The organism is Methylibium rhizosphaerae (genome assembly GCF_006386545.1).
Classification (GTDB): domain Bacteria; phylum Pseudomonadota; class Gammaproteobacteria; order Burkholderiales; family Burkholderiaceae_C; genus Pseudorivibacter; species Pseudorivibacter rhizosphaerae.
In genome coordinates this window covers 171,002-186,643 of record NZ_SWAR01000003.1, presented here as the reverse complement: position 1 = coordinate 186,643, position 15,642 = coordinate 171,002, and the positions used below count along the sequence as shown (strand labels likewise).

Below are 15,642 nucleotides of genomic sequence, written 5' to 3'. Positions count from 1 at the left end.
GAACTCCAGCCGTCTTGCCTGGCAAGAGACGGTTCCCGTTGAAGGGTGATCCCTCATGCATCTATCCGAACTCAAAGCACAGCACATCTCGGCTCTGACCAAGATGGCCGAGGAGCTGGAGATCGAAAACACCGGCCGCATGCGCAAGCAGGAGCTGATGTTCGCGATCATGAAGAAGCGCGCCAAGCACGGCGAGCAGATCTTCGGCGACGGCGTGCTTGAGGTCCTGCCCGACGGCTTCGGCTTCCTGCGTTCGCCCGACACGAGCTATCTGGCGAGCACCGACGACATCTACCTGTCGCCGAGCCAGATCCGGCGCTTCAACCTGCACACCGGCGACGCCATCGAAGGCGAAGTGAGGGTGCCGAAGGACGGCGAGCGCTACTTTGCGCTGGTGAAGGTCGACCGTGTGAACGGCCTCACGCCCGAGGAGAGCAAGCACAAGATCATGTTCGAGAACTTGACGCCGCTCTTCCCGAAGGAGCAGTTCAAGCTCGAGCGCGAGATCAAGGGCGAAGAGAACATCACCAGCCGCATCATCGACCTCATCGCGCCCATCGGCAAAGGCCAGCGCGCGCTGCTGGTGGCGCCGCCCAAGAGCGGCAAGACGGTGATGATGCAGCACCTGGCGCACGCCATCGTCGCCAACCACCCGGACGTCTACCTCATCGTCCTGCTGGTCGACGAGCGGCCGGAAGAAGTGACCGAGATGCAGCGCACCGTGCGCGGCGAGGTCATCAGCTCCACCTTCGACGAGCCGGCGGCGCGCCACGTGCAGGTCGCAGAAATGGTGATCGAGCGCGCCAAGCGCCTGGTCGAATTGCGCAAGGACGTGGTGATCCTGCTGGACTCGATCACCCGCCTGGCCCGCGCCTACAACAACGTGCTGCCCTCTTCCGGCAAGGTGCTGACCGGCGGGGTGGACGCCAACGCGCTGCAGCGCCCGAAGCGCTTCTTCGGCGCTGCGCGCAACGTCGAGGAAGGCGGCTCCCTCACCATCATCGGCACGGCGCTGATCGACACCGGCAGCCGCATGGACGAGGTGATCTACGAAGAATTCAAGGGCACCGGCAACTGCGAAATCCACCTGGATCGCCGCATGGCCGAGAAGCGCGTGTATCCGTCGATCCTGCTGAACAAGTCCGGCACGCGCCGCGAAGAACTGCTGCTCAAGCCCGAGATCCTCCAGAAGAGCTGGATCCTGCGAAAGCTGCTCTACCCGATGGACGAGATCGAGGCGATGGAGTTCATCCTCGACAAGATGAAGTCCACCAAGAACAACCACGACTTCTTCGACATGATGCGCCGCGGCGGCTGATTTCAGCGCTGTGGCATAATCGCCGGCTTTTCCCGCCCAGGAAAGTGCGCTGCATGGGGCAGCGTGGCTACCACCGAAGTTTCGCGAGGACCACATGAAACAAGGCATCCATCCCGACTACCGCGACGTCTGCTTCGTCGACCTGTCGAACGGCTTCAAGTTCGTGACCCGTTCGTGCGTGCAGACCAAGGAGACGACCAAGCTCGACGACGGCCGTGACGTGCCGCTGTTCAAGCTGGAAACGTCGAGCGAGTCGCACCCCTTCTACACGGGCACGCAAAAGAGCGTCGATTCGCTGGGCGGCCGCGTGGAGAAGTTCCGCAACAAGTTCGCCCGCGTCGGCATCAAGAAGTAAGCCGTCCGTGCACCCAGGAGAAGGCAGCCCCCAGGCTGCCTTTTTTGTTGGCTGCGCGGCGCTCGTCACAATCCGCGTGCTTTGCGGGCAAGATCGCGCCTGCCAGCCTTTCCGCCTCCGGAACTCGTGAACAGCCCCCCGACACCTGCCCTGGTCACACAGCGCGCCGCGCAGCGGCTGCCGCGGTTTGCCTTGCTGCTGTTCTGTGCAGCCTATCTGTTGCCTGGCCTGTTCGGTCGCGATCCGTGGAAGAACGCCGACATCACCGCCTTCGGCTACATGGTGAACATCGCCACCGGCGCGGCGTCGCCCTGGGCCCCCGCCATCGCCGGTCTCCCCAGCGATGCGGGCCTGCTGCCCTACTGGATCGGCGCCGTGGCGATCAAGCTGCTCGGGCCGCTGTTCGGGCCCGCGCTCGCGGCCCGGCTGCCCTTCATGCTGCTGCTGGCCGCGGTGCTGATGCTCACCTGGTACAGCACCTACTACCTGGCGCGCACCGAGGCGGCGCAGCCGGTGGCGTTCGCCTTCGGCGGTGAAGCGCACCCGGTGGACTATGCGCGCGCCATTGCCGACGGCGCGCTGCTGGCGCTGATCGCCAGCCTGGGGCTCCTGCAGCTCGGCCACGAGACCACGCCCGAGCTGGTGCAGCTGGCCGGCGCCTGCCTGTTCCTCAGTGCGATGGCGATCAGCCCCTACAAGCCCGCTCCCGCACGAGCGGCAGCGCTGGTATCCCTGCCGGTGCTGGCCGCCAGCGGCAGCCCCTTCGTGGCGGTCGCGCTGGCGGCCGTCGGCGTGGCTGTGTCCGCCCGGTCGAGCTATGAACAGGTGCGCCGCTTCACCATCTGGATCGCCGCCGCGGGCGTCCTGGCCGCGCTGGTGGCGACCGCGCTGTCCGCCTGGGAATGGAAACTGGGCAGCTCGGTGTCGCTGCGACAGATCGGGCGCCTGCTCGTGTGGTTCACCTGGCCTGCCTGGCCGCTGGTGGCCTGGGGCCTGTGGCGCTGGCGCCTGCACCTCAGGCACCGCCACATCGCGGTGCCCCTGGGCATGGCTGCAGTGGGGCTGGTCACATGCATCTGGATGGGCGGCTCCGACCGCGCCCTGATGCTGGCGCTGCCGCCCCTGGCCGTGCTGGCTTCCTTTGCACTGCCCACGCTGCAGCGCAGCGTGTCGGCCGCGATCGACTGGTTCTCGGTGTTCTTCTTCAGCTTCTGGGCCATCGCCTTCTGGGTCGTCTATGCCGCCATGCACACCGGTGTGCCTGCCAAGACGATGGCCAATGTGATGAAGCTGGCGCCGGGCTTCGTGCCGAGCTTTTCGGCCATTGCACTCGCGATCGCCGTGTTGGGCACCCTGGCGTGGCTCGCGCTGGTGCGGTGGCGCACCGGCCGGAACCAGCATGCGCTGTGGAAGAGCATGGTGCTGCCAGCCAGCGGGGTGGCCTTGTGCTGGCTCCTGCTGATGACGCTGTGGTTGCCGCTGCTGGACTACGCACGCAGCTATCGCCCGCTGGTGCAACGCATCGGCCAGCACGTGCCTGCCGATGCCTGCATCGCCGGGGCCGGGCAGCCGCGCAGCCTGCTGGCGGCACTCGAGTTCTTCGGAGGCTATCGGGTGGACGGACTGAAGCTGCCGGCCGATACCGAGTGCCGCTACCTCATCACCTCGATGCAGGCCCGTGCCGAAGCCCCGCAGCTGCCGGGCTGGGAACTGCTCGCCCGCGAGCGCCGCCCCACCGATCGCGACCTGGACACCGCCATCTACCGGCGCGCCGGACGCTGAGCCTACGAAGCGTCGCTGGCCGCGGCGCTGACGCGGCGCGGGTCGGGTGCCGGCTCGAGATAGCGCACCCGCGCCGCGGGAAAGACGATGCGGAACGACGAGCCCTTGCCGGGCTCGCTGTCGATGGCGAGCTCGGCGCCGTGGCGCTGCACCACATGCTTGACGATCGACAGCCCGAGGCCGGTGCCGCCGGTGTCGCGCGAACGGCTGCCGTCCACCCTGTAGAAGCGCTCGGTCAGCCGCGGCAGGTGCTCCCGGTCGATGCCGATGCCGGTGTCGGTGACCGAGAACTCGCCGGAGCCGTCGGCCAGAACCCGCCAGCCGACTTCGATGCTGCCGCCTTCGGGGGTGTAGCGAACCGCGTTGTTCACCAGGTTGGCCAGGGCGCTGAGCAGTTCGCCCTCCGCCCCGGCGATCTGTACGGCCGACACGTCGGCATTGCCGGCGAAGCTGAGCTGGTGCCGCCCCTGTGACAGGGTGCGAGCATCGCCTTCCACATGCGCGAGCAGCTTGCCCACCGCCACCCATCGGTCCGCGCTCGGGCGCGGACTGCCTTCGAGCTGGGCCAGGGTGAGCAGGTCGCTCACCAGCGTCTGCATGCGGGCGGTCTGCTGCGACATCAGCGTCAGCACCCGCTTGCGCTCCACCTCGGTGAGCGGCAGGTTGCTCATGGTCTCGATGAAGCCCGACAGCACGGTGAGCGGCGTGCGGATCTCGTGCGACACGTTGGCCACGAAGTCCCGTCGCATCGAGTCGGCCCGCTCCCGTTCGGTGACGTCCTGCGACAGCACCAGCTTCATGCCTTCGCCATACGGCCGGATGGACACCGACAAGGTGCCGGGCCCGCGCGAGTTCGGGAAGGTCACCGGTTCGTCGAAGGCGGCACCCTGCAGGTAGTTGACGAACAGCGGGGAGCGCACGAGGTTGGTCACCCGCTGGCGACGGTCGCGCTGCGGATCGAGGCCGAAATGGTCGGCCGCCACCGAGTTGCACCACTCGATCTGCTCATTGGCGTCGAGCAGCAGCACGCCATTGGGCGAGGCTTCGATGGCCGACAGGAACTGGGCCAGCCGGGTGTGCTCCTGCACGGCATGCAGTTCGCGCGAGCGGATCGCGCGCTCGATGCGGTAGCCCATCTCGCCCCACAGGCCCGCATCGCGGGGCGCCGGGCCATCCTGCGCGCCGCGCAGCCAGCTGATCAGGCGGTAGCCGCGCAGCGTGTCGAACACCGCCACCAGCCCCACGGCGGTTGCACCGCCGAACAACATGCTCAGCACCGGCGCGTGGATCGGATTGCCGACGAAGTAGCCGGCGGCTCCGCCGGCGACCATGGCCAGCATGCCCGCGACGATGCGGGGAAAGAGCCAGTTCATCGAACCTCGTCAGCGCTCATCAAGCGGAGAGCGCCTGCACCTGTTGAGTGAGCCGATAGCCGGCACCGCGGACCGTTTCGATCATCTGCGAGCAGCCGACCGGCGCCAGCGCTTCGCGCAGGCGCTTCACGTGCACGTCGACCGTGCGCTCCTCGATGAACACATGGTCGCCCCATACCCGGTCGAGCAGCTGCGCGCGGCTGTGCACCCGTTCCGGATGCGTCATGAGGAAATGCAGCAGGCGGAACTCGGTCGGGCCGATCTTGACCTCCTGGTCAGCCCTGGACACCCGGCGCGTGGCGGGGTCGAGCCGCAGGCCCGCCAGCTCGACAGCCGAATCGAGCGCCTCGGGTGCCTTGCGGCGCAGCACCGCGCGGATTCGCGCCATCAGCTCGTTGGTGGAAAAGGGCTTGGTGAGGTAGTCGTCGGCGCCTGCGTCCAGGCCGGCGATCTTGTCGGCCTCGTCGGCGCGGGCGGTCAGCATGATGACCGGCAGCTCCTTGGTGCGAGCCTCGGAGCGCCAGCGTTTCGCCAGCGCCAGTCCGGACTGGCCCGGCAGCATCCAGTCGAGGATCACCAGGTCGGGCAGCACGCGGTCCACTTCCATCTGGGCCTGGTCGGCCGCAGAAGCGATGGTGACTTCATAGCCCGCGTGGCGCAGGTTGATGGAGATGAGCTCGGCAATCGCGGACTCGTCTTCAACCACCAGCACTCGGCTCATTGCGTTTCTCCTCGGGGTTCAGCGCGCCAGCGACTCGAGCGACTCGAGCGGGTTGTGGCGCACGTCGGTGCCCTTGACGATGTAGATGATCTGCTCGGCCAGGTTCTTCGCATGGTCGCCCACCCGCTCGATGGCCTTGGCCACGAACACCAGGTCGATGCTCGACGAGATGGTGCGCGGGTCTTCCATCATGTAGGTGATGAGCTTGCGCATCAGGCCGTCGAACTCCTGGTCGATCTGGTTGTCCTGCTTGATCACCTCCACCGCCTTGGCTGTGTCGAGGCGCGCAAAGGCATCGAGAGCCTTGCGCAGCGAGGTGGTCGCCAGGCTGGCTTCGAAGGACACGTCGCCCACCGGCAGGCGCAGCCGGCTGGAAACGCCGGTGTTGATGAGGCGCTGCACCGTGCGTGCAATGCGTGCAGCCTCGTCGCCCACGCGCTCCAGGTTGCCGATGGTCTTGGAGATGGCGATCAGCAGGCGCAGGTCGCGCGCGGTCGGCTGGCGCCTCGCGATGATGGTGGACAGGTCGCGGTCGATGTCGACTTCCATCTGGTTGACGACGGTTTCCTGCGCCAGCACCTGCGTTGCGGTTTCGGCACTGAAGTTGGTGAGCGCATAGATCGCCTGCGCCACCTGCGACTCGACCAGCCCGCCCATCTCGAGCACGCGCGTGGAGATGCCGCTGAGCTCGGCATCGAACTGGGTGGAAAGATGTTTGTCGGTCATGGGATCTCCCTGTGCGCTCAGCCGAAGCGGCCGGTGATGTAGTCCTCGGTGTCCTTCTTCTTCGGCTTCATGAAGAGGTCGGAGGTGGGGCCGAACTCGATCAGGTCGCCCAGGTACATGTAGGCGGTGTAGTCCGAGCAGCGCGCTGCCTGCTGCATGTTGTGGGTCACGATGACCACCGTGTAGTCGTTCTTGAGCTCATGGATCAGCTCTTCGATCTTGCCGGTGGAAATGGGGTCCAGCGCCGAGCAGGGTTCGTCGAGCAGCAGCACCTCGGGCTTGATGGCGATGCCGCGCGCGATGCACAGCCGCTGCTGCTGGCCGCCGGAGAGGCCCGAACCGCTCTGGTTGAGCTTGTCCTTCACTTCGTTCCACAGGGCCGCCTTCTTCAGCGCCCACTCCACCCGCTCGTCCATCTCCACGCGCGGCAGCGTCTCGAACAGGCGCACGCCGAAGGCGATGTTGTCGTAGATCGACATCGGGAACGGCGTGGGCTTCTGGAACACCATGCCGACCTTGGCGCGGATGAGGGACACGTCGTCCTTGGACTTCAGGATGTTCTTGCCGTCCAGCAGGATCTCCCCCTCGGCGCGCTGCTCCGGGTAGAGCTCGAACATGCGGTTGAAGGTGCGCAGCAGCGTCGACTTTCCGCAACCCGACGGCCCGATGAAGGCGGTGACCTTGCGCTCGGGGATCTCCAGGTTGATGTTCTTCAGCGCGTGGAAATGGCCGTAGTAGAAGTTGAGGTTGCGCACCGACAGCTTGGCCTTTTCGGTGACGGGCATTTCGACTTTGACGTCCATGATGGATCCCTCGGGACTCAGTGTTTGTTGCGCAGGAAGATGCGCGCGAGGATGTTGAGCACCAGCACGCCGATGGTGATGAGGAACACCCCTGCCCAGGCCAGCTTCTGCCAGTTCTCGTAGGGGCTCATCGCGAACTTGAAGATCGTCACCGGCAGGCTGGCCATCGGCTCGGACAGGCTCGCCGTCCAGAACTGGTTGGACAGCGCGGTGAACAGGAGCGGCGCGGTTTCGCCCGAAATGCGGGCCAGCGCCAGCAGCACGCCGGTGATCACCCCGGCCCGGGCCGCCTTCAGCGTGATCGACGAGATGACCTTCCACTTGGGCGTGCCCAGCGCATAGGCCGCCTCGCGCAGCGAGTTCGGAATGAGGCTCAGCATGTTCTCTGTGGTGCGGATCACCACCGGGATCACGATCAGCGCCAGCGCCAGCACGCCGGCCCAGCCGGAGAACGACTTCATGCGCGCCACCACCACCGCATAGATGAACAGGCCCACCACGATGGAGGGCGCCGACAGCAGTATGTCGTTGATGAACCGGGTGATGCTGCCCAGCCAGCTCTTCTGGCCGTACTCGGCCAGGTAGATGCCGGCCAGGATGCCGATCGGCGTGCCGATCAGCGTGGCCAGCGCGACCATCAGCGCCGAGCCGAAGATGGCGTTGGCCAGGCCGCCCACTTCCTCCTGCGGCGGCGGCGTCATCTCGGTGAAGGTGGACAGCGCAATGCCGCCCACACCCAGGCGCACCGTTTCAACCAGGATCCAGATCAGCCAGAAGACGCCGAAGGCCATGGCCAGCAGCGACAGCGCCAGCGCGATCACGTTGACGCGCTTGCGGGCGCGGTGCCTGGCCAGGCGCCGGGCATCGAGTGCGATAGACGACGCGGCGGTCGCGGAGGTGGGTACGACGCTCATGTTCAGGCTCCTTCACCCTTCTTGAGCCGCGACAGCAGGACCTTCGAGAACGCCAGCACGACAAAGGTGATGAAGAACAGGATCAGGCCGAGGTAGATGAGCGAGGCCTGGTGCAGGCCCTCGCCGGCTTCGGCGAACTCGTTGGCCAGGGCGGACGTGATGCTGTTGGCCGCCTCGAACACCGACAGCGAATTCAGCTGGTTCATGTTGCCGATCACGAAGGTGACGGCCATCGTCTCGCCCAGCGCGCGGCCCAGGCCGAGCATGATGCCGCCCACGACGCCGGTCTTGGTGTAGGGCAGCACGACCTTCCAGACCACCTCCCAGGTGGTCGAGCCCAGGCCGTAGGCAGATTCCTTCAGCATCGGCGGCGTGACCTCGAACACGTCGCGCATCACCGAGGCGATGAACGGGATCACCATGATGGCCAGGATGATGCCGGCCGACAGGATGCCGATGCCCACCGGCGGCCCGGAAAACAAGGCGCCGAGCACCGGCACGTTGCCGAAGGCGCTCTGCAGCGGCTGCTGCACGAACTGCGCCAGCAGCGGGCCGAAAACGAGCAGGCCCCACATGCCATACACGATGGACGGCACGGCCGCCAGCAACTCCACCGCGATGCCCAGCGGCCGCTTGAGCCACTTGGGCGACAGTTCGGTGAGGAACAGCGCGATGCCGAAGCTCACCGGCACTGCGATCAGCAGCGCGATGATGGAGGTCATCAGCGTGCCGTAGATCATCACCAGGCCGCCGTACTTGTTCTGCACCGGGTCCCAGTCGGCGCTCCACAGGAAGCCCAGGCCGTATTCCTGGATGGCCGGTGCAGCACCGATGAACAGGGAAACGATGATGCCGGCCAGGACCGCGAGCGTCAGCAGCGCAGCCGAATGGGCCAGCACGGAAAACACCGTGTCGGCCCACGGCTTGGAGCGCCGCCGCTCAGGCGGCCGCCCGGTGGGGTCGGAACGCTCCATCTTGTCGTCTTGGTAGTGGCTGGCGGGCAGTGTAGCGGCCACGATGTTCTCCGAAGGATGCAAGACAGCTTGCAACAAAGGGCTGCGCCCGGGACAGGCGCAGCCCTTGCGGGTGCGAGGCCGTTACTTGAACGCGACCGCCTTGCCGGAACCGTCCTTGATCTCGGCCCATTGCTTGCGCACCAGGGCCTTCACGGCATCGGGCAGCGGCACGTATTCCAGGTCCGACGCCATCTTGTCGCCGTTGGCATAGGCCCACTCGAAGAACTTCAGCGCGTTGCTGGCGTTGGCCGGCTTGTCCTGCGCCTTGTGCATCAGGATGAAGGTCGCGCCGGTGATGGGCCACGATTCCTTGCCCTGCTGCTCGGTCAGCACCTGGTAGAAGCTCTTCGACCACTCGGCGCCTGCCGCGGCGGCCTTGAAGTTCACCTCATCGGGGCCCACGAAGTTGCCGGCCGCATTCTTCAGCAGCACGTGCGACATCTTGTTCTGCTTGGCATAGGCGTATTCGACGTAGCCGATCGAGTTCGGCAGGCGCTGCACGAAGGCCGACACGCCCTCGTTGCCCTTGCCGCCGGCACCGGTCGGCCAGTTCACGGCCGTGCCCTCGCCCACCTTGGACTTCCACTCGGCGTTCACCTTCGACAGGTAGTTGGTGAACAGGAAGCTGGTGCCCGAGCCGTCGGCGCGGCGCACCACGGCGATGGCGGCGTCCGGCAGCGGCACGCCGGGGTTCAGGGCAGCCAGGGCGGGGTCATTCCACTTGCTGACCTTGCCCAGGTAGATGTCGCCCAGCAGCTGGCCGGTCATCTTGACCTGCCCGGGCTGGATGCCCTTGATGTTGACCACCGGCACCACGCCGCCGATGACGGTCGGGAACTGCACCAGGCCGTCCTTGGCCAGCTCGTCGTCCTTGAGCGGGGCGTCGGAAGCACCGAAGTCGACCGTCTTGGCCTTGATCTGCCGGATGCCGGCACCGGAGCCGACCGACTGATAGTTGATACGGGCACCGGTGGCCTTGTTGTAGGCATCAGCCCACTTGGCGTACACGGGAGCGGGGAAGGAAGCGCCGGCACCCGTCACGTCCTGGGCGAAAACAGCACCGGTCGCAGCCGACAGGGCCGCGGCAGCCAGGAGAGAGCGGAACAGCGAGAGTTTCATCGTCACACCTTTCAAAAAGGGGGCCTTTCGAGGGACGGGGCGCACTGTATGAGTGCTTTGTGACAGCCGCGTGACGCTCCGGCAGGTGCCTTGGAGCTGTCATTCGGACGTCACGGTTCTGTCACGAGCGCTTTTTATCCTCCGCGGCGCCGGGGCCGCCAGGCCCTGATGACGACCTAAAAGGAGTTCCCATGACCCATCGCATTTGGCTGCTGCCCGCGGCTCTCGTCCTCGCCTTGGCCGCCGGCTGCGCCACCACCTCGGCCCCCGCGACCATCGCCGAAACGGCCGCAAAGACGCCCGAACTGTCCACTCTCAACAAACTCATCAACGACGCCGGCCTCGCGCAGACCCTGAGCGCCGAAGGTCCGTACACCGTCTTCGCGCCGAGCGACGCCGCCTTCAAGGCCGTTCCCGCCAAGACCATGGACGAGCTGGCCAAGGACAAGGAACTGCTCAAGTCGGTGCTGACCTATCACGTGGTGCCGGGCAAGCTGGCCTCCTCCGACGTCAAGAACGGCAACACGAAGACCGTGCAGGGCGCCAACGTCGCGCTGGCCAAGGCGGGCACGTTCGTCACGGTCGAAGACGCCATGGTGACCCAGGCCGACCTGCCGGCCACCAACGGCGTGGTGCACGTGATCGACCGCGTGCTCATGCCGCCCAAGAAGTAAGCAAAAAAGAACCCTGCGGCCAACGCAGCCGCTCGCTCGCTCTCTCGCTCGGCTTCCTCGCGGGCTTGCCTGCCGTTACCGGTGGCAAGCCCGCGCTGCATGCCGGGTGTTCACATCTCGAAAAAAGACTCGTTGGAACGGCAGACAACATGCCCATGACCGCCCCCCTCACCCGCCGGCAGGTGCTGGCGCTTTCGGCCGGCTTGTCGGCCAGCCTGGGCGTCGCCGCCCAGGGGCCGTCGCGCGGCAGCAGGACGCTGCGCGTCGCCCAGCTGCTGGACAGCTCGCCCGACCAGCAGGAACTCTCGCGCGATTACGCCACCGGCGTGCAGATCGGGCTGGCCGAATTCAACCGGAGCGGCCGCTCCGTCCAGCTCGTGAGCCTGAACACCGACGGCACGCCCGCGTCGCTGCGGCAGGCCCTGGCCACCGTGCGCGACGATCCGTCGATCTGCGCCCTGCTCGGCACCGCTGGCGGTCGGCTGGCGGTGGAAAGCGTGGCCGCGGCGCGGCGCGAGGGGCTCGCCATCGCGCACGTGGCGCCATGGATGGCCGATTCCCGTTTCGACACGGATGCCAACGACGACGTGTTTGCGCTCTTCGCCTCCCGCGAGATGCAGATCCGGCATGCCTTGGCCAGCCTGGGCAGCGTGGGCGTCGGCGAGCTGGGGCTGGTCTACACCAGCGCCCGGGATCAATACGCCTTGCATTCCGAAGTGGCGGAGGCGGCGGCGCGCCTGAAGCTGCGCACCCAGGCCTTCGTGGCCGGCCCCGGCGAAGACCTGGCAGCCCTGGGCATGCGGCTCGGTCCGCAGTCTCCGGTGATCCTGCTTTTCCTGGGCGGCACCATCGAACTGGCCCGGTTCACCCACGGCCTGCAGAGCCTGGGCGCCCGCGCCGCGGGGCGCTACGTGATGAGCCTGTCCGACGTGGACCTGCCCACCCTTGTGCAGCTGAGCCCGACCCGATCGGTGCCGCTCATCCTGACCCAGGTGGTGCCCAACCCGCAGAGCAGCACCCTGCCGGCGGTGCAGAGCTATCGCAGCGGCCTGAAGCAGCTGTTCGACGAAAACCCGTCGCATGTGAGCCTGGGCGGCTACCTGGCCGCGCGCTATGCCACCCATGTGCTGTCGCGCCTGCCGGGCACGCCCTCGCGGGCCGACACACTGGCGGAGTTTCGCAAGCGCGCCCCCGCCGACCTGGGCGGCTTCGCCATCCAGTTCGGCGCACAGCGCCGTGGCAGCAGCTTCGTCACGCAGGCCCTGCTGCTCGGAGACGGCCGGCTGCTGGGGTGACGGCCGCCCTTTCGGCCGACACCTCGGGATTTCAAGCATCGTGAACGGGGCGTTAGGCATTAAGCTCGCGTCCCATGAAGCTGCTCCTTGCCGAAGACGACGCCTGCCTCGCCGATGCGCTGAGTTCCAACCTGCGCCAGGCGGGTTTCGAAGTGGAGGTGGCTGAAAACGGTGCAGTGGCCGAATACCTGCTGCTGCGGCAGATGTTCGACTTCGGGGTCATCGACCTGGGCCTGCCGCTGGTGGACGGCTTGAGCGTGCTCAAGAAGGTGCGTGCCGCCAAGCCCGCGCTGCCGCTGGTGATCCTCACCGCACTCGACGGGCTCGACAACCGCGTGGCCGGACTGAACGCCGGCGCCGACGACTACCTCACCAAGCCGTTCGACTTTCCGGAGCTGGAGGCACGCATCCGCGCGCTGCTGCGGCGTGCCCAGGCCGCCGCCGGCCAGCAGGTGGCTCCGGCAGCAGGCAACGACGGCGTGCAGCATGCCGCCCGCCTGAGCTTCGATCGCGACGCCCGCCGCGCCAGCGTCGACGGCGAACCCATCGACCTGTCGCCGCGCGAGTGGCTGCTGCTCGACCTGCTGCTCAGCCAGCGCGAAAAGGTGGTCACCAAGGACCAGATCGCCCAGGCCTGGGAGCTCGAACCCAGCGACGCCGGCCCGAGTTCGCTCGAGGTCTACATCCACCGCCTGCGCCGCAAGCTTGAAGACTCCGGCCTCAGCATCCGCACGGTGCGCGGCCTGGGCTACCTGCTCGAGCCGGCCGCGGCTTGATGCTGCAGCGTTCCTGGCAGGGGCTGCGCCGGCTCATCAGCGGCGTGCCGGGCGTGTCGCCCGTGTCGCGCTCCCTGCACCGGCATCTGCTGCTGTGGCTGCTGCTGCCGCAACTGGTGCTGTGGCTGGCCGCCGCCTGGGTGACCTACGACGTGGCGGCGCGCTATGCCAACCTGGCCATCGACCGCAGCCTCTACCAGAGCTCGCGGGCCCTGGCGCGCCAGGTCAAGCCGATCGGCAACGGCCTGTTCATCGACTTCCCGCGGGCCGCGCAGGACATCATCGAGACCGACGCCGACGACAAGGTCTACTACATGGTGAGCGCGCCGCCGGGGCAGTTCATCCTGGGCAACAACCGCCTGCCGGCGCCGCCGCCCATCACCAAGCCGGTGCTCGATGCGCCCTATTTCTACGACGGCATGGTGGGCGACACGCCGGTGCGGGTGGCGGCGCTCTACCTGGCCTACGGCGAAGAAGGCGAGCCGCAGCGCATGCTGGTGCAGCTGGCCAAGAGCCGCGCCAGCCGCGAGGGGCTGGCGCGGCGCATCCTGATCGACACGGCCCTGCCGCTGTCGATGCTGGTGGGCCTGATGTCGCTCATCGTGTGGGCCGGCATCCGCGCCGGCCTGGCGCCGCTGGCGCGGCTGCGCGACGCGGTGAAGGACCGTGCGCCGAACGACCTCGCCCCCATCGAGATCGAGTCGGCGCCCGACGAGGTGCGCGCGCTGGCCAAGGCGCTCAACAGCCTGCTGGCCGCCGTGCATGAAAGCGTGAGCAAGCAGCGGCGCTTCATCAGCGATGCGGCGCACCAGCTGCGCACGCCCCTGGCCGGCCTGAAGAGCCAGACCGAGCTGGCGCTGCAGGACATCGCCGACCCCGCCAAGCTGCACGACGAGGCGGCCATGACGGCGCTGAAGGCGCGCCTGAAGCGGGTGCACGAAAGCGCCAATCGCAGCGCCCACCTGGTGAGCCAGCTGCTCACGCTGGCGCGCGCCGAGCCGGAGTCGGCAGCCGCCCAGGGGCGCACCCGCTTCGACCTCGCCAAGCTCGCCCGCGAGCTCACCGCCGAACAGGTACCCCGGGCGCTGCAGGCCGGCATCGACCTCGGCTTCGACGCACTCGGCGCCCGCGAAGCGCCAGTGGAGGTGGAGGGCAATGCCTTGCTCATCCGGGAGGCGCTGGCCAACCTGATCGACAACGCGATCCGCTATGCCGGCCGCGGCACCGAAGTCACGGTGCGGGTGCGTGCCGAAGGCCTGCACGCGGTGGCCGAGGTGGAGGACAACGGCCCCGGCATCGCCGAAGCCGACCGCGAGCGGGTGTTCGAGCGGTTCGTGCGGGCCACCCACGAAGGCAGCGGCTGCGGCCTGGGCCTCGCCATCGTGAAGGAGATCGTCGAACGCCACGCCGGCAGCGTGTCGCTACAGCCGGTGCAGCCCCAGGGGCTGTGCGTGCGGCTGGTGTTCAGGCGGGCGCGGTGACCTGTCGCGCCTCGGCGGCGGTGCACACCCGGTTGCGGCCGCCGCTCTTGGCCGCGTAGAGCGCCTCGTCCGCCCGCTGCAGCAGTTGCTCGAGGCCCGAGGCGCCGTCCGCGAACGCCAGCCCGGCCGACATGGTGACCTGCAGTCCGGCGGCCACCTCGCCCCAGGCCTGCGACTCGGTGGCCTGCCGCAGCCGCTCGGCCACCGCACGCGCTGCCTCGGCGTCGATGGCGCCGTCGATGAGCAGCAGGAATTCCTCGCCGCCGTAGCGGCCCATGCGGTCGCCGCCACGCAGGCTGCGTGCGGCCGTGATGACGAAGCGGCGCAGCACTTCATCGCCGACAAGGTGGCCGTGGCGGTCGTTGACCTGCTTGAAGTGGTCGAGGTCCAGCAGCGCGACGGCGAACGCCGGGCCGCCCTGCCGCCGGCGTTCGAGATGCTCGGACACGATGCCCATGATGGCCCGCCGGTTGAGCGCCCCGGTCAGCTCGTCGCGCGAGGCCAGGTCCTGCAGGCGCCCCTGGGCGGCGGCCAGCTCTCGGTTGCGCGAACCGAGCAGCTCGCGCACCGACGCCCCATACAGGCCGACGAATGCACAGCGCCCGACGGTGAACGAGACCCACAGGCCCGACAGCACCGCCTGCCACGGCGTGGCCGCCGGCAGCGCGAGCGGCTTCCCCGACAGCAGCACCACCGCCACGATGCCCAGCGAAACCGCCGCCCACACCGGCACCAGCTGCCGCAGCGTGAGCCGCAAGGCGCTGAAGGAGAACACCAGGAAGATGATGCACAGCAGCAGCGCGCCCACCTGCGGCGCCAGCCAGGCGACCACCAGCTGCAGGGTCGAGGCGGTGACGATCTGCGCGCTGGTCAGGTAGGGGTCCTGGAAGCGCTCGCTCCAGCCGCCTCGCAGCGCGAGATAGAAGCCCAGGCAGGCAGCGGCGCCGCCCAGTGCGTAATAGCCGGCGGCCAGCGGGTCCATTGCGCCGGCCAGCCCCAGCATCCCCAGCATCCCCGAATCGAACAGGTAGCTGACGAACACCAGCCCCAGCATGCGCAACCTTTCGCCGCGGCGACGCCGGGCGCGGGCCTGCATCTCCTCTGGCTGGCCGGGGGGCAGGTGCTGGGCGGCAGCTTCAATGGTCACGGAATGGGAGAGGCAAGCCGTTGGCCTGCGGGGCTAGGTGATGCGCCCTCTTCGGCGGCTGCGGCCGTGACTTGAGCATATCGAAACGAGGGTAAACACCAGTTTAAGGACGCATTAATTAATCTTTAACATTGCGCCGCTT

The 15,642-nt window shown here is 67.6% G+C and carries 15 protein-coding genes; 7 read left to right on the top strand and 8 right to left on the bottom strand.

What is annotated here, in order from left to right; all coding sequences use genetic code 11:
• Nucleotides 1–55 precede the first annotated feature (55 nt).
• The 3 genes from rho to E8D38_RS03515 all read left to right on the top strand — a co-directional run bounded on the left by rho (nucleotide 56) and on the right by E8D38_RS03515 (nucleotide 3,455).
• Nucleotides 56–1,318, top strand: a complete 1,263-nt coding sequence (gene rho / locus E8D38_RS03525) for a transcription termination factor Rho (RefSeq protein WP_140626348.1) — start codon at nucleotides 56–58, stop codon at nucleotides 1,316–1,318.
• Nucleotides 1,319–1,412: 94 nt separating this feature from the next.
• On the top strand, nucleotides 1,413–1,673 hold the full coding sequence (locus E8D38_RS03520) for a type B 50S ribosomal protein L31 (RefSeq protein ID WP_140626347.1): 261 nt from the start codon (nucleotides 1,413–1,415) through the stop codon (nucleotides 1,671–1,673).
• 126 nt (nucleotides 1,674–1,799) lie between these two features.
• Nucleotides 1,800–3,455 (top strand): hypothetical protein, encoded by a 1,656-nt coding sequence (locus E8D38_RS03515; protein WP_246099338.1) that lies wholly within the window; start codon nucleotides 1,800–1,802, stop codon nucleotides 3,453–3,455.
• Nucleotides 3,456–3,457: 2 nt separating this feature from the next.
• Here E8D38_RS03515 and phoR read toward each other — a convergent pair whose 3' ends face one another.
• The 7 genes from phoR to pstS all read right to left on the bottom strand — a co-directional run bounded on the left by phoR (nucleotide 3,458) and on the right by pstS (nucleotide 10,127).
• On the bottom strand, nucleotides 3,458–4,828 hold the full coding sequence (gene phoR, locus E8D38_RS03510) for a phosphate regulon sensor histidine kinase PhoR (protein WP_140626345.1): 1,371 nt from the start codon (nucleotides 4,826–4,828) through the stop codon (nucleotides 3,458–3,460).
• A 19-nt stretch (nucleotides 4,829–4,847) separates the two neighbouring features.
• Nucleotides 4,848–5,549, bottom strand: coding sequence for a phosphate regulon transcriptional regulator PhoB (phoB, locus tag E8D38_RS03505; RefSeq protein ID WP_140626344.1), 702 nt, complete (start codon nucleotides 5,547–5,549; stop codon nucleotides 4,848–4,850).
• Nucleotides 5,550–5,567: 18 nt separating this feature from the next.
• Nucleotides 5,568–6,275, bottom strand: coding sequence for a phosphate signaling complex protein PhoU (gene phoU / locus E8D38_RS03500; protein ID WP_140626343.1), 708 nt, complete (start codon nucleotides 6,273–6,275; stop codon nucleotides 5,568–5,570).
• A gap of 17 nt (nucleotides 6,276–6,292) precedes the next feature.
• Nucleotides 6,293–7,078, bottom strand: coding sequence for a phosphate ABC transporter ATP-binding protein PstB (gene pstB / locus E8D38_RS03495; protein ID WP_140626342.1), 786 nt, complete (start codon nucleotides 7,076–7,078; stop codon nucleotides 6,293–6,295).
• Between the two features lie 17 nt (nucleotides 7,079–7,095).
• Nucleotides 7,096–7,992, bottom strand: a complete 897-nt coding sequence (pstA, locus tag E8D38_RS03490) for a phosphate ABC transporter permease PstA (RefSeq protein WP_140626341.1) — start codon at nucleotides 7,990–7,992, stop codon at nucleotides 7,096–7,098.
• Nucleotides 7,993–7,994: 2 nt separating this feature from the next.
• Nucleotides 7,995–8,966 carry a phosphate ABC transporter permease PstC gene (gene pstC, locus E8D38_RS03485; RefSeq protein ID WP_140626385.1) on the bottom strand — a complete coding sequence of 324 codons (972 nt, stop codon included), beginning with the start codon at nucleotides 8,964–8,966 and terminating at the stop codon, nucleotides 7,995–7,997.
• Nucleotides 8,967–9,089: 123 nt separating this feature from the next.
• On the bottom strand, nucleotides 9,090–10,127 hold the full coding sequence (gene pstS, locus E8D38_RS03480; protein ID WP_140626340.1) for a phosphate ABC transporter substrate-binding protein PstS: 1,038 nt from the start codon (nucleotides 10,125–10,127) through the stop codon (nucleotides 9,090–9,092).
• A 191-nt stretch (nucleotides 10,128–10,318) separates the two neighbouring features.
• Between pstS and E8D38_RS03475 the strand changes: the two genes are divergently transcribed.
• The 4 genes from E8D38_RS03475 to E8D38_RS03460 all read left to right on the top strand — a co-directional run bounded on the left by E8D38_RS03475 (nucleotide 10,319) and on the right by E8D38_RS03460 (nucleotide 14,353).
• On the top strand, nucleotides 10,319–10,801 hold the full coding sequence (locus tag E8D38_RS03475; RefSeq protein WP_140626339.1) for a fasciclin domain-containing protein: 483 nt from the start codon (nucleotides 10,319–10,321) through the stop codon (nucleotides 10,799–10,801).
• 155 nt (nucleotides 10,802–10,956) lie between these two features.
• Nucleotides 10,957–12,096, top strand: a complete 1,140-nt coding sequence (locus E8D38_RS03470; RefSeq protein ID WP_181178909.1) for an ABC transporter substrate-binding protein — start codon at nucleotides 10,957–10,959, stop codon at nucleotides 12,094–12,096.
• 74 nt (nucleotides 12,097–12,170) lie between these two features.
• Nucleotides 12,171–12,872, top strand: a complete 702-nt coding sequence (locus E8D38_RS03465; RefSeq protein WP_140626337.1) for a response regulator transcription factor — start codon at nucleotides 12,171–12,173, stop codon at nucleotides 12,870–12,872.
• Entirely contained in the window at nucleotides 12,872–14,353 is a 1,482-nt protein-coding gene (locus E8D38_RS03460) for a sensor histidine kinase (RefSeq protein WP_140626336.1), read from the top strand. Before E8D38_RS03465 ends, E8D38_RS03460 begins: the two co-directional genes overlap by 1 nt.
• Here E8D38_RS03460 and E8D38_RS03455 read toward each other — a convergent pair.
• A complete protein-coding gene (locus tag E8D38_RS03455) occupies nucleotides 14,337–15,500 on the bottom strand; it encodes a GGDEF domain-containing protein (protein WP_140626335.1) in 1,164 nt (387 codons plus the stop codon). The two genes, E8D38_RS03460 and E8D38_RS03455, sit on opposite strands and share 17 nt — an antisense overlap.
• Nucleotides 15,501–15,642 lie beyond the last annotated feature (142 nt).

What these genes read in the sequence shown, in the direction of transcription:
- rho (WP_140626348.1), top strand. Translation starts at nt 56, where the DNA reads ATGCATCTATCCGAACTCAAAGCACAGCACATCTCGGCTCTGACCAAG.
- E8D38_RS03520 (WP_140626347.1), top strand. Translation starts at nt 1,413, where the DNA reads ATGAAACAAGGCATCCATCCCGACTACCGCGACGTCTGCTTCGTCGAC.
- phoR (WP_140626345.1), bottom strand. Translation starts at nt 4,828, where the DNA reads ATGAACTGGCTCTTTCCCCGCATCGTCGCGGGCATGCTGGCCATGGTC.
- phoB (WP_140626344.1), bottom strand. Translation starts at nt 5,549, where the DNA reads ATGAGCCGAGTGCTGGTGGTTGAAGACGAGTCCGCGATTGCCGAGCTC.
- phoU (WP_140626343.1), bottom strand. Translation starts at nt 6,275, where the DNA reads ATGACCGACAAACATCTTTCCACCCAGTTCGATGCCGAGCTCAGCGGC.
- pstB (WP_140626342.1), bottom strand. Translation starts at nt 7,078, where the DNA reads ATGGACGTCAAAGTCGAAATGCCCGTCACCGAAAAGGCCAAGCTGTCG.
- pstA (WP_140626341.1), bottom strand. Translation starts at nt 7,992, where the DNA reads ATGAGCGTCGTACCCACCTCCGCGACCGCCGCGTCGTCTATCGCACTC.
- pstC (WP_140626385.1), bottom strand. Translation starts at nt 8,966, where the DNA reads ATGGAGCGTTCCGACCCCACCGGGCGGCCGCCTGAGCGGCGGCGCTCC.
- pstS (WP_140626340.1), bottom strand. Translation starts at nt 10,127, where the DNA reads ATGAAACTCTCGCTGTTCCGCTCTCTCCTGGCTGCCGCGGCCCTGTCG.
- E8D38_RS03475 (WP_140626339.1), top strand. Translation starts at nt 10,319, where the DNA reads ATGACCCATCGCATTTGGCTGCTGCCCGCGGCTCTCGTCCTCGCCTTG.
- E8D38_RS03470 (WP_181178909.1), top strand. Translation starts at nt 10,957, where the DNA reads ATGACCGCCCCCCTCACCCGCCGGCAGGTGCTGGCGCTTTCGGCCGGC.
- E8D38_RS03465 (WP_140626337.1), top strand. Translation starts at nt 12,171, where the DNA reads ATGAAGCTGCTCCTTGCCGAAGACGACGCCTGCCTCGCCGATGCGCTG.
- E8D38_RS03460 (WP_140626336.1), top strand. Translation starts at nt 12,872, where the DNA reads ATGCTGCAGCGTTCCTGGCAGGGGCTGCGCCGGCTCATCAGCGGCGTG.